Raw genomic sequence first — 15,650 nt, 5'->3', positions numbered from 1 at the left:
TGTTTTCTGGCAATTAAAGAATAAAGCGGCTTAAGTCTTCATCTTCGACAAACTCGCCTAAACGTTCTTGCACGTATGCCGCGTCGATGGTCAGTTTTGAACCTGACTTATCGGTCGCTTCAAAGGAAATATCATCCATTAGACGCTCCATCACGGTGTGAAGACGACGCGCACCGATATTCTCTGTGCTTTCGTTCACCGTCCATGCCGCTTCAGCAATCTGCTTAATACCGTCTTCGGTAAACTCCACATCCACTTCTTCGGTCTTCATTAAAGCAATGTACTGCTCGGTCAGAGACGCTTTAGGCTCCGTTAAGATACGGTTGAAGTCGTGGCTAGATAGCGCTTCAAGCTCAACTCGAATAGGCAGACGACCCTGAAGTTCAGGGATCAAATCCGATGGTTTTGCTACTTGGAACGCACCTGAAGTAATAAACAGGATGTGATCCGTTCTGACCATACCGTGCTTGGTAGATACGGTGCTGCCTTCAATCAGCGGTAGTAAGTCACGCTGAACACCTTCACGTGACACGTCCGGACCTGAGCTTTCACCGCGCTTACAGATCTTATCAATCTCATCAATAAACACGATGCCGTTGTTTTCTACGTTGTAGATCGCCTGCTCTTTGAGCTCTTCTTGGTTAACCAGTTTCGCCGCTTCTTCTTCCGTGATCGCTTTGAACGCGTCTTTAATTTTCAGCTTGCGTTTTTTCTTGGTATCGCCCGCTAAGTTCTGGAACATGCCTTGCAGCTGGTTGGTCATCTCTTCCATGCCAGGAGGAGCCATGATTTCCACACCCATTTGTGGCGCTGCTACATCGACTTCGATTTCTTTGTCGTCTAGCTTGCCTTCACGCAATTTTTTACGGAACACTTGGCGAGTGGTTGAGTTATCTTCTGCTTGCTCATTCTGCCCCCAAGCATCACGCGCTGGCGGTAGCAGAGCATCAAGAATGCGCTCTTCTGCTTGCTCTTCCGCGCGGAATTTTACTTTTTCCATTGCCTGTTGGTGCGTCATTTTTAGCGAGACGTCGGTTAGATCGCGGATGATCGTTTCTACTTCTTTACCAACATAACCGACTTCGGTAAATTTCGTTGCTTCAACTTTGATGAACGGCGCATTGGCCAACTTCGCCAAACGACGAGCAATCTCAGTCTTACCAACACCTGTCGGGCCAATCATCAGAATGTTTTTTGGGGTCACTTCCGCACGCAGACTTTCTTCAAGCTGCATACGACGCCAGCGGTTACGTAGCGCGATCGCCACAGAACGTTTTGCTTTCTCTTGACCAATGATATGGCGGTTCAGTTCATGCACGATTTCGCGCGGAGTCATTTCAGACATAATCAATTTCCTTTAAATCTTTAAGCCACTATCTTTGGTTTTATTCAGCAATTTTATCTGCTGGGATTTCTAGTTCTTCAATAGTGTGGTTATGGTTGGTGAATACACAGATATCGCCCGCAATTTTCAGTGATTTCTCTGCGATTTCACGCGCATCTAAGTCGGTATTTTCTAATAGCGCAGTTGCAGCAGCTTGGGCGAAGTTACCACCTGAGCCGATCGCAATCAGGTCATTCTCTGGCTGAACCACATCGCCGTTACCGGTAATAATCAGGGATGCCGTTTCGTCAGCGACGGCCAACAAGGCTTCCAACTTGCGCAGTGCACGATCACTTCGCCAGTCTTTTGCCAGCTCTACCGCGGCCTTGGTTAAATGGCCTTGGTGCATTTGCAGTTTGCTTTCAAAACGTTCAAACAGCGTAAAGGCATCAGCCGTACCACCAGCGAAGCCTGCCAGTACTTGGTTATTGTAGAGGCGACGCACTTTGCGCGCATTGCCCTTCATTACTGTGTTACCTAGAGATACTTGTCCATCACCAGCGATGACGACTTTGTTATTACGACGTACAGATACAATGGTAGTCACGAGTAGGGCCTCATAATTGTTTTAATCTCAGTGTTAAAAACTATATGAGGTTATCGGAGTGAGAATTCAAGGGGAGAAGGTGTAACAGAAAAACCCACGTTGCTAGTTGAACACCGTGGGCTTTAAAGTTTTCAATTTACTGTGTTTCTTTCCAGATTGCGCAAGGCTCTATTTTGGCGCGCTGGAGTTTATGCTTATCTCGCTCAGCATCACGCTTAAACTTATACGGGCCAAGTACCACGCGGTACCAACTGCTGCCTTCTTTCTTACGGATCTGGCTTTTTATGCCTTGGAAAGCAATATCCAGCTTACGGGCCTCGGCCTGCTGCGATGTTTTGTACGCGCCGCACTGCATGACGTACGGGATCGCCGACACCACTTGCTCTTTCGCTTTGACTTCAATCTCGCGATTAGGCAAAGATTCAACGTACCCCCACTTTTCCTGAGGCGGAGGTGGAAGCACTTTTTGCGTTTTAGGCTTGCTGGCTGGTTTGGTTTCTTTTACCACAGGTGCAGGTGGCTCAGGATCACTGCTTAACGTATACAGGCCATAGCCGAAGCCACTGACCAATAAGATAGCGAGTAAACCACTTCGCCATGGTTTTTTACGTGGGGCAGCTTTCTTCTTTGCAGAAGCTCGTCCGCTGTTCCCGTGACCACGTTTTACATAATCTCTGTTTGCCACTGTTGTACATCAATCATTTATTAGCACTGCCATAATGTTAATGCAGATCGTCATTGGATGACAGAGGAGAAATCAAAGCGATGCGTAAAAGCATCGCTAGATGAGGTGTTAAACAACGCGAGGTGGCGCGGCACTTTGTCGTACCACTAACTGAGTTTCCAGTAGACGGGAACCGGCTCGAACATCATGCCCACGTAGCAGCTCCAGCATCATCAACATCGCTTGGCGACCAATCTCGTAGCGAGGCTGAGAGATCGTCGTCAACGGTGGATCGCAGAACTGTGCAAACTGAATGTCATCGAATCCGACGACCGATAGGTCTTGTGGAATGCGTAAGCCAAGCTTTTTAGCTTGCTGCATCGCCCCTATTGCCATCGCGTCATTGTGACAGAACACAGCGGTTGGCGGTTCCGGTAAGGCTAATAACTGTCGAATCGCTGCTGAGCCCGCTTCAAAAGTAAAGTCACCGTAAGCGCTGTAGTTCGGGTTCATTGTGACACCAGCACGACGTAGCGCTTGCTGATAACCTTGCTGACGGAACTGACACAGCACCGCCGACTCCGGCCCCGAGATTTGCGCAATGCGTTTATGACCCATTTGTGTCAAATAATTTACCGCTTCGAAGGCAGATGTCAGGTTATCAATGTGGACCGTAGGTAGCTCTAACTCGGGCGCAAACTCGCAAGCCATAACCATCGGCGGCAAATTCTTTTGCTCAGGTTTACTCACATCAAACGGTAAATCCGTTCCTAATAAGAGCATACCATCCGCTTGTTTAGTAAAGACTAAGTTTACAAATGAACTCTCACGTTTATTGTGCTGGCCACTATCACCGAGCAACACAATATAACCATGCTCCATGGCAGCGTCTTCGATGCCACGGATGATCTCCGTATAATAGGGATCGCAGATATCTGGGATGATGGCAATGATGGTCTTAGATTCATTGCGACGCAGATTTCGCGCCAAAGAGTTTGGTGAATATCCAGCCTCTAAAACGGCATCTTCAACGCGTTTTCTCGTCGATGAAGACACTTTTTCCGGATTCATCAACGCTCTGGATACCGTCGCTGTCGAAACTCCCGCTAGCTGGGCAACATCCTTCATTGTCGCCATAAATTTATTACCCTCTTCAATTTCCAACAATGGTAGCCGTAGCCACCTAAACCTGAATAAACCGTACATTAAACGAAATAAAATGCACTACGATGATGGACTTAAGCCCATTCTTATCGATTACTCACACAGGCAAACGTTTAACCTTGCGTGAACACTAACGTTTATATAAATATGCAGTTCCTAGTTTATTCATTTCGTGGCACAAAGTTACGGGAGAATTAACAAAATTCACGGTCTTAACAAGATCTAATTCACAAATAAATGAAAAAAGTGTAATCAAGGCAAACAATACGCACGACAACGCTACTCCAGTGCACCAGATTACGATTCAAATACAGTTATTTAGCTGAGATCTTGTGGCTCTATATCCAGTGTCCAGCGTACTTTCTTAGCCGCGGGTAACATTTGAATCGCAGGCTTAGCACTGGAGAGTAACTTATGCATCGTCGAGCGGTGCTGTGTCTGAAGCAACAGTTGCCAGCGATATTTGCCTGCTCTTTTCGCCAACGGTGCGGGAGTCGGGCCCAATACCTGACAGTACTCATCAAACAGCGGATGAGCTTCAAGTGTATGACGAACCTGCCTTAAGAAATCTTCAACCTGCTCAGTGTGATTCGATTCGGCGCGAAACATGGTTAAGAATGAAAAAGGCGGCAACATCGCCAACTGACGCTCTTGCAGGGCGGTGTCGGCAAAATGACGATAGCTCTTGGTCAGCAAAGCTTGCAATAAACTGTGCTCCGGGTGGTGGGTTTGCAGGATCACTTCTCCGGGTTTACTTGCACGTCCCGCACGGCCAGCGACCTGAATAAACAGTTGAGCCAAGCGTTCGGAAGCACGGAAATCACTGCTATACAGGGAGCCGTCTACATCTAACAGTGCCACCAGCGTTACATCCGGGAAATGGTGCCCTTTTGCCAGCATTTGTGTACCAATCAAAATTTGGTATTCACCGTTTCTGATCGCCGATAGTGCATTCTCTAAACTGCCTTTTCGACGAGTACTATCGCGGTCAATGCGAATCGCTTTGAATTCGGGGAATAAGTCTGCCAGTTGTTTCTCCAACTGCTCGGTGCCGACCCCAACGGTGACCAAGTGTGTTGATCCACAACCTTGGCATTGATGAATAATGGGCTGTTGCGAGCCACAATGATGGCAGCGAATTTCATTGCTGTATTGATGATAGGTGTAATAGGCGTCACAGCGTTTACACTCGGCGATCCAGCCGCATTCATGGCACATTAACGCCGGAGAAAACCCCCTGCGATTGAGAAACAGCATCACCTGGTTGCCAGCTTGTAAGTGTCTACGCATTTCTGCAATCAACGGGGCTGACAATCCGCTCTCTAAGTACGCCCCTTTAATATCCAAAACCTTATTGGTGGTCGGTACCGCACTGCCGGCTCTTTGCGATAAAACAAGGTGATGGTATTTGCCCGCGAGTGCATTGTGCAGGGTTTCCAGCGCTGGTGTGGCCGAGCCAAGCACAATGGGGATCTGTTCTTTATTCGCTCGCATGACCGCCACATCACGGGCGTGATAGCGCAAACTGTCTTGCTGCTTATACGAGGAATCATGCTCTTCGTCGACAATGATAATGCCCAAGCTAGCAAAGGGCGTTAGTAACGCAGATCGTGTGCCAATCACGATGCCTGCAGCATTATCTCTGGCAGACAACCACGCATTGAGCCGTTCGGTATCATTTAAACCAGAGTGAATCACTTCCACTGGGACGTTAAAGCGTTTTTTAAAGCGGTTGATGGTTTGTGGAGTCAGGCCTATCTCTGGTACCAACACCAAAGCTTGCTGCCCACGCTCAAGAACTGGCTTGATCAGGTTGAGATACACCTCAGTTTTCCCCGAGCCCGTTACCCCCTCGAGTAAAAAACAGCCAAACCCGTCGGAGCTATTCACGCTCGCGATCGCCACCGCTTGCTCGGTATTTAGCTTCGGCTTATCGACACTGGCTTCAACATCATGACGCCAGTCGCGGATCACTGGCTTCTTCTCGACAGATTCGATCCAGCCTTTCTCTGACAGCGTTTTTAATACGCTTGAACCTACCTCTTCATCAATAAACGCTTGATGAGGCACTGAGCCCGCCTCCAACATATGCATCACTTTCGCTTGCTTTACGGCGCGGCCAAATCCAACCATCAGCTGATTGCGCCCTGCATCTGTCAGTTGCCACTCGACAAGCGCGGTAAAGTCAGCCTCTTTGCCTTTACGCAACGCACTCGGCATGGCGTTGAGTAAGGTCTCTCCCAATGGGTATTGATAAAACTGGCTACACCACTGCAACAGTTGGTAGAGACTCTCAGGCCATACTGGTTGATTATCTAATACCTGTTTGATGGATTTCAGCTGCTCTTGACTGAATTCAGAATGGTTCACTAAAGCCGTGACTACACCCACCAGCGTTTGCCTGCCAAACGGTACTGAAACACGACCACCAATAATTGGAAACAGATGGGGTGGTATCAAATAATCAAACTGTTTATCGAGTGGAACAGGCAAAGCCACTCGGGCAATCGTCGGTCGCATAAAAGCCATTAGAAGTGAGGAGAATCAACAGAATAAGTCTAAGGGAAAAGTAAGAGTCGGGAAAGCACGGGATAGATGGGATTCCCTTGCCCGCCTATCGACGTAAATCAGGTAAGAAACGCACAAAAAAGTACCAATTTATTGGGCAAATTGGTTGATCCGGACAAGCGTATTCATTACTATATCGCGCCTTAGTGATATGGCGGCGTTACGCGACGCGGTATCAAAGATAATTTTTTATTCACTACGTGTGGTGTCCGGCCAAGATTCGGATAGCGACACGGCCTATATTAGAGGTTCTCCCATGAAAGCTGGTATCCACCCAGAATACAAAGCAGTCAAAGCGACTTGTTCTTGCGGCAACTCTTTTGAGTTCAACTCAACTCTAACTAAAGAGTCTATCCACCTAGACGTATGTGACAAATGTCACCCATTCTACACTGGTAAGCAACGTATCGTTGATACAGGCGGCCGTGTTGATCGCTTCAACAAGCGTTTCGGTGCTCTATCAAGCAAGAAGTAATTTCTTCTTTGTAACCAAATATAAAAAGGACGCTACGGCGTCCTTTTTTATTTTAAGCCTTAAAACAGAGCTTTATCATTACAGAAAAGCCAATTAGCAGCGGTATATTTGCTAATCTGGTCTTATCTGCAGTGAATTCCTACATTTTGTGGTGATTGGTCGCATTACAACCTTTGCAGCTTGATTTAGTTACTCTAAAATGGGATCCCCCTTTCCTTATAATTATTAATGAGTACCCACATCCATGTCAGAAGACAATCGCCAAGAACTATCCCCTGAAGAACAATTCCGTCAGCAGGCGCTTGACTACCATGCATACCCAACGGCAGGTAAGATTTCCGTTGAGTTAACGACGCCAGCAGAAACTGCCCATGATCTTGCGCTCGCATACAGCCCTGGTGTTGCTGAGCCAGTACGTGAAATTGCACAAAACCCAGAGAACATCTACAAATACACCTCAAAAGGTAACATGGTCGCGGTTATCTCAAACGGTACGGCGATTCTTGGTCTAGGTAACTTAGGCCCAATGGCTTCAAAACCAGTCATGGAAGGTAAGGCGCTCCTGTTCAAGCGTTTTGCAGGTCTAGACTCTATCGATATCGAAGTCAAACACCGTACTATCGAAGAGTTTGTGGATACCGTAGCCAACATCGCGGACACTTTTGGTGGTATCAACCTAGAAGACATCAAAGCCCCTGATTGTTTTGAAATCGAAAAACAGCTTATCGAACGTTGTGACGTTCCTGTCTTCCACGATGACCAACACGGTACCGCGATCGTAACCGCAGCAGGCATGCTGAACGCGATTGAACTGCAAGGTAAGAAGCTAGAAGACGCAACCATTGTATGTTTGGGTGCAGGAGCAGCGGCTGTCGCATGTATGGAACTGCTGATTAAATGCGGTGCTATGCGTGAGAAAATCTACATGCTTGACCGTAAAGGTGTGATCCACACGCGCCGTGAAGACCTAAACGAATACAAACAGCTTTTCGCTAACAACACCGATAAGCGTACTCTTGAAGACGTTATCGAAGGCGCAGACCTATTCTTAGGTGTATCAGGCCCTAACCTGCTGTCACCAGAAGCACTGAAGCTAATGGCCGACAAACCAGTCGTGTTTGCGTGTTCAAACCCAGACCCAGAAATTAAACCAGCACTCGCACACGAAGTACGCGATGACCTAATCATGGGTACGGGTCGCAGTGATTACCCGAACCAAGTGAACAACGTACTTTGTTTCCCATTCATCTTCCGTGGTGCTTTGGACGTACGTGCAAGTGAAATCAATGATGAGATGAAACTGGCCGCAGTTGAAGCAATTCGCCAACTTGCGAAAGAAGAGGTACCAGCCGAAGTATTAGCAGCTGCTGGTGTCGATAGCCTGGAGTTTGGCCCTGGCTACATCATTCCAAAACCAATGGACTCACGCCTACTGCCTCGCGTAGCAAAAGCAGTCGCACAAGCCGCTGTCGATTCAGGTGTGGCTCGCATCGAAATGCCAGAAGGCTACATGGAAGCTTAATCCTAAAGCTTAATCCTAAAGCTCAAACAAAAGCCGCTGATCGTGATCAGCGGCTTTTTTGTTGAGCGGTAACCAGCATCAGCGAAATAATGGTGCGCTTGTTACTGTACCTTACCTCTCACGACAACACATCGTGAGCGATGATCACTCGTCGTCAAACGCTTCAAATTCAATGCCCATCTCCGTCATGATCTGCTTCGCTTCTGTCGGAATATCGTCTGGGCGGTCTTTACGCAAATCTTCATCGGTCGGCAACGGCTGACCTGTGTACGCATGCAGAAATGCTTCGCACAATAACTCACTATTTGTCGCATGGCGTAGATTGTTAATCTGGCGGCGTGTACGCTCGTCAGTGAGTACCTTTAATACTTTTAATGGAATAGAAACCGTAATTTTTTTTACTTGTTCGCTTTTCTTTCCATGCTCAGCGTATGGGCTAATGTATTCGCCATTCCAGTCTGCCATTGCGCACCTTTAATCTATTTTGAATGTTTAGAAATTGGAAAGCGCAATTTTAGCGGGATTTATGGCCACAAGCAAAGACATACAGACGTCTAGAAGTGTTGACGTCCTTAAAAATGAGAAGTAAAGTGGTTAACCATGGAATTAGAGTTACATATATCTAACATACTCAGGTATAGCGTACTCTCTAAAAGATGTCACCAACGTCCGGAAGGAAACACTTATGAGCGCCCGCAAACCAGCCACAATCGCGGTACGTACTGGTATTGAGTCAGACACTCAACACCACGCCGTTGTCCCACCCATTTATCTTTCGACTAACTATGGTTTCCCCGCTTTTGGAGAGGTACCGACCTATGACTACACGCGCTCCGGCAACCCGAATAGAGGCTTATTAGAGACCGCACTCTACGAATTAGAGTCTGGTAAAGGCGCCGTGGTGACAAATTGTGGTACCTCTGCCCTAAATCTTTGGGTGTCTGCTTTTCTCGGACCCGACGACCTGATTGTCGCCCCCCATGATTGCTATGGTGGCACATATCGCCTATTTAATACTCGCGCTCAAAAAGGGGACTTCAATGTTCTCTTCGTCGATCAATCAGACCAACAAGCCCTATCGCAAGCGCTGGCGAAAAAACCCAAGCTCATTTTATTAGAGACCCCTTCTAACCCATTAGTTCGCGTAGTAGACATCGAGAAAGTTTGTACAGAAGCCAAACAAGTGGGCGCACTGGTGGCCGTAGACAATACCTTTTTAACCCCCGTGTTCCAAAAGCCTTTAGAGCTTGGAGCGGATTTTGTTATCCACTCCACCACTAAGTACATCAATGGCCACTCCGATGTTATTGGCGGTGTCATCGTGACAAAAACAGAGCAGCACGCTGAAGAGCTAGCTTGGTGGGGAAACTGCATTGGTGCAACTGGCACACCGTTTGATAGCTACATGACCTTACGTGGCATACGCACACTGGGCGCACGGATGAAAGTACACGAAGAAAGCTCAGCGCAAATTTTGCGTTACCTCCAAGAGCAAAAGCTCGTCAGCACCATTTATCATCCTAGCTTGCCGGATCATCCTGGGCATGAGATCGCGAAAAAGCAGCAATCCGGCTTTGGTTCAATGCTCAGTTTTGAGCTCGCGGGTAGCTTTGAGCAACTGAAAGTCTTCGTTGGAGCACTAGAACTATTTTCTTTGGCTGAATCTTTAGGCGGCGTCGAAAGCCTGATTTGCCACCCCGCCTCCATGACGCACAGAGCAATGGGAGAAGCCGCCCTTGCTGAAGCAGGAGTATCCCAGCTACTTCTTCGTCTATCCGTCGGTTTAGAGGATACCGAAGACCTAATTTCTGATCTTGAACAAGCCTTCATCAAAGCTAAGGAGAGCATCTAATGCCAGCTTCACGTCAGCTGCACAAATTTGGTGGCAGCAGCTTAGCCAACTCTGACTGCTACCGCCGTGTGGTTAATATTCTGAAAGAGTATTCCGGCCCCGAAGACTTAATTGTTGTATCGGCTGCGGGCAAAACAACCAACCGCTTATTAGAGTTTTTAGATGCGCTATACAAAGACGGACGTGTCGCGCATGAAACGCTGCACTCTTTACGACAATTCCAACTATCGCTGATAGACGAATTAATCGGCGACGACGAAAAAACATCTCTGCTGGCTACATTAAGCGACGAGTTTTCTACGTTAGGTGAATTAACCGCACCTCTGACTGAGGCACAAAAAGCCGCGGTATTAGGACACGGTGAAATCTGGTCATCACGTCTGTTATCAGCCCTCCTGGTTCAAGAAGGACTCCCGGCCGTCGCTCAAGACTCACGAGCGTTCTTACGTGCAGAAGCAAACACACAGCCGGAAGTGGACCGTGGTGCTTCATACCCATTGGTTAAAGAGATACTGGCTCAACACGCTCACCACAGAGTGGTTATCACTGGCTTCATGGCCCAAAACCAACAAGGCCAAACCACGTTACTAGGACGTAATGGCTCAGATTACTCGGCAACCGTCATTGGTGCGCTCGCTGAGGTATCCAGAGTGACGATTTGGAGCGACGTGGCCGGGGTATTCAGCGCCGACCCGCGCATTGTGTCTGACGCCTGTTTATTGCCTCTACTTCGCCTTGATGAAGCCAGTGAGCTGGCGCGCTTGGCAGCTCCTGTGCTGCACAGCCGAACATTGCAACCTGTTGCTCAAAGCACCATGGATCTGCACCTACGCTGTAGCTACGAGCCAGAATCAGGCTCTAGCCGCATAGAAAGAGTTCTGGCTTCTGGTCGCGGCGCAAAAATCATTTCTTCTCTCGATGAAGTGCTGATCATCAAATTGATTTTTGCACCAGGGCATGACTTTCAACGTCTCGAAAAAGAGGTGCTGGAAAGCCTTAAAAGAGCACAGTTAGAGCCACTGACTTATGAACTCCAAAAAGACAAGCATAGCCTGAGATTGGTTTATACCGCAGAGATCGTGGGTGGAGCATTGGAATACTTGCAAGACGCGGCATTCGGAGCGGAGATTAAGCTTAAAGAGGGCTACTCACTTATCGCCGCTGTGGGGGCTGGGGTTACCAAGAATGCGAACCATTGCTACGGATTTTACCAAAAGCTCAAATCGGCACCCGTCGAGTTTGTATCTGAATCACACTCTGGATTGAGCTTAATCGCGGTCATCAGACGCTCTGATACCGCGCCTCTCGTTTCCTCGATCCACAGCCAACTGTTCCAAGCCCAAAAGCGCGTCGGCATCGCTTTGTGTGGCAAAGGGAATATCGGCGCTAGCTGGTTAACCTTGTTTGCTGAACAAAAAGCAGAGCTGGAAAAACGCCGAGGAATGAACTTTGAGCTCGTCGCTGTAGTCGATAGCCAGACTTACTGGTTTAACCCTGAAGGTATCGATGCCATCAGCGTCAGCGAGCATTTCGATGAAGAGTCTATCGCATACCAAGACGGTGAATGGATCCGCCAACTCGGTGCCATACAAGGCTTTGACGACGTTGTTGTTTTGGATGTGACAGCAAGTAAAGAACTCGCGTCAAAATACCTCCAAATCGCAGAACAAGGCATGCACCTTATTTCAGCCAATAAAGTGGCGGGCTCAGCCCCTAGCACTTATTACCACGAGGTACAGGATGCATTTGCCAAGATCAACCGCTATTGGCTCTATAACGCGACTGTTGGCGCAGGTCTACCAATTAATCATACCGTTCGCGACTTGCGGGAAAGTGGTGATGAAATTCAAGCGCTCTCGGGCATTTTCTCTGGAACTTTATCTTGGCTCTTTCAGCAGTACGATGGCTCCGTTCCTTTTGCTGAGTTGGTAGATTTAGCCTGGCAACAAGGGTTAACAGAGCCAGATCCACGCAGCGACTTGGACGGCTCAGATGTCATGCGTAAGCTGGTGATACTCGCGCGTGAAGCAGGCTTAGAGCTGGAGCCTGAATCCGTCAAAGTAGAGAGTTTAGTGCCAGCGGAATTAGCCGACCTATCCTTGGATGATTTCTTGGACAAAAGCCAATTACTCAGTGAACTGCTAGCCGAACGATTAGAGAAAGCCAAACGCGAAGAAAAGGTCTTACGCTATGTGGCTCGACTAGAGAAAAATGGCAAAGCGACCGTAGGCGTCGAAGCGCTCAATAAAGAACATGCTTTGGCCAACCTATTGCCGTGTGACAATATCTTCGCCATAGAGAGCAAATGGTATAAAGATAATCCACTCGTCATTCGCGGCCCTGGCGCGGGTAGAGAAGTGACCTCAGGCGCGATCCAGTCAGACTTAAACTTACTCTCTAGCTTCTTATAACACCGCTAATCCACTAAGAATAAAGGCTTAATACAACACAATCTGTATTAAGCCTTTTTTCAATAGCACACCTGAAAAATGATCTTCAATCTATCTCATACTAAACTTGAGAAATATTCATAATCGTAGTGTTGACATTAAATCGTATTCAATTCATTCTGTGGACATATAGACGTCTAAACGTCAATTCAGGGATTATGGAGTTTGTGGTCAAGGTCACCACAGGGAGAGAGTAAGATGGGATACACACACGCGAGTCATATTGATGCCTTAAACCAAAATATTGCCGATCTATCTGACAATATAAACGTGTCATTTGAGTTTTTTCCACCGAGCAGCGAAAAGATGGAAGAAACCCTTTGGAATTCAGTACACCGTCTTAAAACACTAAAGCCCAAATTTGTCTCTGTTACTTATGGAGCAAACTCTGGCGAGCGCGACCGTACTCACTCCATCATCAAGGAGATAAAAACGGAAACAGGATTAATCGCAGCCCCACACCTGACTTGTATTGACGCCACCCGTGAAGAACTTATCCAAATCGCAGATGATTATTGGCACAATGGTATTCAAAATATCGTCGCCCTACGTGGTGATATTCCAGCCGGAGGCGGCAAACCGGATATGTATGCTTCTGACCTAGTTCAACTGCTAAAAGCGCGTCATGACTTTGATATATCTGTCGCAGCTTTCCCTGAAGTGCACCCTGAAGCAAAAAGCGCCCAGTCCGATCTCCTGAACCTAAAACGTAAAGTTGATGCAGGAGCAAACCGAGCGATCACCCAGTTCTTTTTTGATGTGGAAAGCTACCTGAGATTTCGTGATCGTTGTGTTGCAGCAGGAATTGATGTGGAGATCGTGCCAGGAATCCTGCCTGTATCAAACTTCAAACAAGCCTCTCGCTTTGCCGCACAGAACAATGTCAAGGTACCAAGCTGGATGGCCAAACAATTTGAAGGTCTAGATGATGACCCAACAACGCGCCAATTGGTTGGGGCTAGCCAATCTATCGATATGATCCGTATCCTCAGTCGTGAAGGAGTGAAAGATTTCCACTTCTATACACTCAACCGCGCGGAAATGACGTACGCTCTTTGTCATACTCTAGGCATTCGTCCCTCTGCGGAATAAATGACAAAAGAAAAAGGTTGGCCAATGCCAACCTTTTTAATCTTCTAATAAGAGCATTGCTTTACTCTACTTCATCCATTTTACCCAGCAAGCTACGGATACGCTCTTGCCATGCAGAATGCTCTTGCTGCATTTGCTGCGCTTTTTGCTCTAGTTCTTCACGGTTTGAACGAAGCTCAGTTGCTTCTGCAGATAGCTTTTGTTTTTCTTCTTTTAGCTCTTCCACTTCCATTTGAAGAAGGGCAATCGTATCAACAGCAGTTTGGATTTTCGCTTCTAGTTGTTCTAGTACTTCAAAAGACATTGTCGCCTACCTTTAGTTATTCATTTAATGTGAAGGGCTCTCCACTCAATACCCTCATTCTACTCAGCCAGAGAATGATAGACACGTCCTATATTCGAAATTTTGCACCATTCGGTCAAAAAAACAGCACGCATTAACAATCCGCTGACGCAAACAAGTCGAGGTACAAGATTCCCTCAATTTATACACTGTTTTGATCGAGTTCAATTCAAACAATCTAAAATAGCAAACGTTTACTTCTCGTTGTGTTAGAATCCTGCCGTTTTCCTTTTTCTTACTTTGGAGTCATCATGAAACGCGATTTAGCAATGGCCTTTTCACGGGTAACAGAAGGTGCTGCACTGGCTGGCTATAAATGGCTAGGCAGGGGGGACAAGAACGCCGCCGACGGAGCAGCAGTAGAAGTTATGCGTACTTTGCTCAATAAAACTGAAATCAGCGGTGAAATTGTTATTGGTGAAGGTGAAATTGATGATGCACCGATGCTCTACATCGGAGAAAAAGTCGGCCTGAGCGGCGATGAGGTAGATATCGCAGTTGACCCAATTGAAGGTACACGCATGACAGCGATGGGGCAGTCTAATGCTCTTGCAGTCCTAGCCGCTGGTGAAAAGGGAAGCTTTCTCAAAGCACCCGACATGTATATGGAAAAGCTTGTTGTCGGTCCTGGAGCCAAAGGCTGTATCGATCTCAACAAACCACTGAAAGAAAATCTAGAGAATATCGCGACAGCGTTAAACAAGAGCCTAGATACGTTAGTGGTCATTACGCTAGCCAAACCCCGCCATGATCAAGTCATTGAAGAAATGCAAGCCATGGGGGTACGCGTATTTGCCGTGCCTGATGGCGATGTAGCAGCGTCCATCCTTACATGCATGCCAGATAGTGAAGTAGACGCCATGTACTGCATTGGTGGCGCTCCTGAAGGCGTTGTCTCTGCAGCGGTTATTCGCGCTCTAGACGGAGATATGCATGGCCGTCTTCTTCCACGTCATGAAGTCAAAGGCGATACAGAGGAAAACCGTATTTATGGTACCGCTGAGCTAAAACGTTGTGCAGAAATGGGCGTCGAAGCTAATGTAGTGCTTAAGATGGAAGATATGGCACGCAGCGACAATGTTATCTTCTCAGCAACTGGGATCACCAAAGGTGACTTACTTGAAGGCATCACACGCCAAGGCAATATTGCGACAACTGAAACGCTACTCATCCGTGGCCGTTGCCGCACGATTCGTCGCATCAAATCGATCCACTATTTAGATCGCAAAGACCCAGAAGTGAGAGAAAACATCCTCTAGTATCGTATATCTTCATTAAGGCCAGCAGAATGCTGGCCTTTTTTATATCTAAATATCTTTTATCGCTGTTTCCAAGCCCAGCGAAGATTATCGCTCTCCCAGAACAGCCGCTTTATAGTGATGAGTACAAGAAACCAACATCGCACTGACAACTTTACAGGTGTGAGTAAATGCCATTCTCTGCAATAGGCAAATACTAGGGGGAAGCAAACTTAGGTAAAATAATGACGTATACGAAAAAGCCCTAGCATTTCTGCCGGGACGCGTAGTTTAGGGCTTTGTCTAAATAAGTGGCTGACGGCGGGGACGCCTAGTTCGGGGTTGGGACAA

General features: G+C 47.4%; 13 protein-coding genes. 6 read left to right on the top strand and 7 right to left on the bottom strand.

Features of this window, described 5'->3' with window-relative positions; genetic code table 11:
• Window positions 1-13: 13 nt before the first annotated feature.
• The 5 genes from hslU to priA form a co-directional block, all read right to left on the bottom strand.
• Entirely contained in the window at window positions 14-1,345 is a 1,332-nt protein-coding gene (gene hslU / locus VNE01S_RS17385) for an ATP-dependent protease ATPase subunit HslU (RefSeq protein WP_053396515.1), read from the bottom strand.
• Between the two features lie 40 nt (window positions 1,346-1,385).
• Window positions 1,386-1,931: an ATP-dependent protease subunit HslV gene (gene hslV, locus VNE01S_RS17380; protein ID WP_053396514.1), complete on the bottom strand. Its 546-nt coding sequence runs from the start codon at window positions 1,929-1,931 to the stop codon at window positions 1,386-1,388.
• Between the two features lie 136 nt (window positions 1,932-2,067).
• On the bottom strand, window positions 2,068-2,616 hold the full coding sequence (locus VNE01S_RS17375) for an SPOR domain-containing protein (protein ID WP_053396513.1): 549 nt from the start codon (window positions 2,614-2,616) through the stop codon (window positions 2,068-2,070).
• Window positions 2,617-2,724: 108 nt separating this feature from the next.
• Entirely contained in the window at window positions 2,725-3,732 is a 1,008-nt protein-coding gene (gene cytR, locus VNE01S_RS17370) for a DNA-binding transcriptional regulator CytR (protein WP_053396512.1), read from the bottom strand.
• A gap of 345 nt (window positions 3,733-4,077) precedes the next feature.
• On the bottom strand, window positions 4,078-6,279 hold the full coding sequence (gene priA / locus VNE01S_RS17365; protein WP_053396511.1) for a primosomal protein N': 2,202 nt from the start codon (window positions 6,277-6,279) through the stop codon (window positions 4,078-4,080).
• 304 nt (window positions 6,280-6,583) lie between these two features.
• Here priA and rpmE point away from each other — a divergent pair, with 304 nt between their 5' ends.
• Together rpmE and VNE01S_RS17355 are read left to right on the top strand one after the other, a co-directional pair.
• Window positions 6,584-6,802 carry a 50S ribosomal protein L31 gene (gene rpmE, locus VNE01S_RS17360; RefSeq protein WP_006963341.1) on the top strand — a complete coding sequence of 73 codons (219 nt, stop codon included), beginning with the start codon at window positions 6,584-6,586 and terminating at the stop codon, window positions 6,800-6,802.
• A 244-nt stretch (window positions 6,803-7,046) separates the two neighbouring features.
• Window positions 7,047-8,324, top strand: coding sequence for a malic enzyme-like NAD(P)-binding protein (locus VNE01S_RS17355; protein WP_053396510.1), 1,278 nt, complete (start codon window positions 7,047-7,049; stop codon window positions 8,322-8,324).
• Between the two features lie 144 nt (window positions 8,325-8,468).
• Here VNE01S_RS17355 and metJ read toward each other — a convergent pair whose 3' ends face one another.
• Window positions 8,469-8,789: a met regulon transcriptional regulator MetJ gene (metJ, locus tag VNE01S_RS17350; RefSeq protein ID WP_053396509.1), complete on the bottom strand. Its 321-nt coding sequence runs from the start codon at window positions 8,787-8,789 to the stop codon at window positions 8,469-8,471.
• A 220-nt stretch (window positions 8,790-9,009) separates the two neighbouring features.
• Here metJ and VNE01S_RS17345 point away from each other — a divergent pair, with 220 nt between their 5' ends.
• The 3 genes from VNE01S_RS17345 (at window position 9,010) to metF (ending at window position 13,718) form a co-directional block, all read left to right on the top strand.
• Entirely contained in the window at window positions 9,010-10,176 is a 1,167-nt protein-coding gene (locus tag VNE01S_RS17345; protein WP_053396508.1) for an O-succinylhomoserine (thiol)-lyase, read from the top strand.
• Window positions 10,176-12,587, top strand: coding sequence for a bifunctional aspartate kinase/homoserine dehydrogenase II (locus VNE01S_RS17340; RefSeq protein ID WP_053396507.1), 2,412 nt, complete (start codon window positions 10,176-10,178; stop codon window positions 12,585-12,587). The genes VNE01S_RS17345 and VNE01S_RS17340 overlap by 1 nt, the downstream gene beginning before the upstream one ends.
• Window positions 12,588-12,824: 237 nt before the next feature.
• Window positions 12,825-13,718 (top strand): methylenetetrahydrofolate reductase, encoded by an 894-nt coding sequence (gene metF / locus VNE01S_RS17335; protein ID WP_053396506.1) that lies wholly within the window; start codon window positions 12,825-12,827, stop codon window positions 13,716-13,718.
• Between the two features lie 61 nt (window positions 13,719-13,779).
• Here metF and zapB read toward each other — a convergent pair whose 3' ends face one another.
• Entirely contained in the window at window positions 13,780-14,022 is a 243-nt protein-coding gene (gene zapB / locus VNE01S_RS17330) for a cell division protein ZapB (RefSeq protein WP_053396505.1), read from the bottom strand.
• Window positions 14,023-14,312: 290 nt separating this feature from the next.
• Here zapB and glpX point away from each other — a divergent pair, with 290 nt between their 5' ends.
• Complete coding sequence (gene glpX / locus VNE01S_RS17325) at window positions 14,313-15,320, top strand: class II fructose-bisphosphatase (RefSeq protein WP_053396504.1); 1,008 nt, start codon at window positions 14,313-14,315, stop codon at window positions 15,318-15,320.
• Window positions 15,321-15,650: the final 330 nt, after the last annotated feature.

Source organism: Vibrio nereis NBRC 15637 (assembly GCF_001591105.1).
In the GTDB taxonomy this organism is placed as follows: Bacteria; Pseudomonadota; Gammaproteobacteria; order Enterobacterales; family Vibrionaceae; genus Vibrio; species Vibrio nereis.
This window is presented reverse-complemented; position numbering and strand designations above follow the sequence as displayed.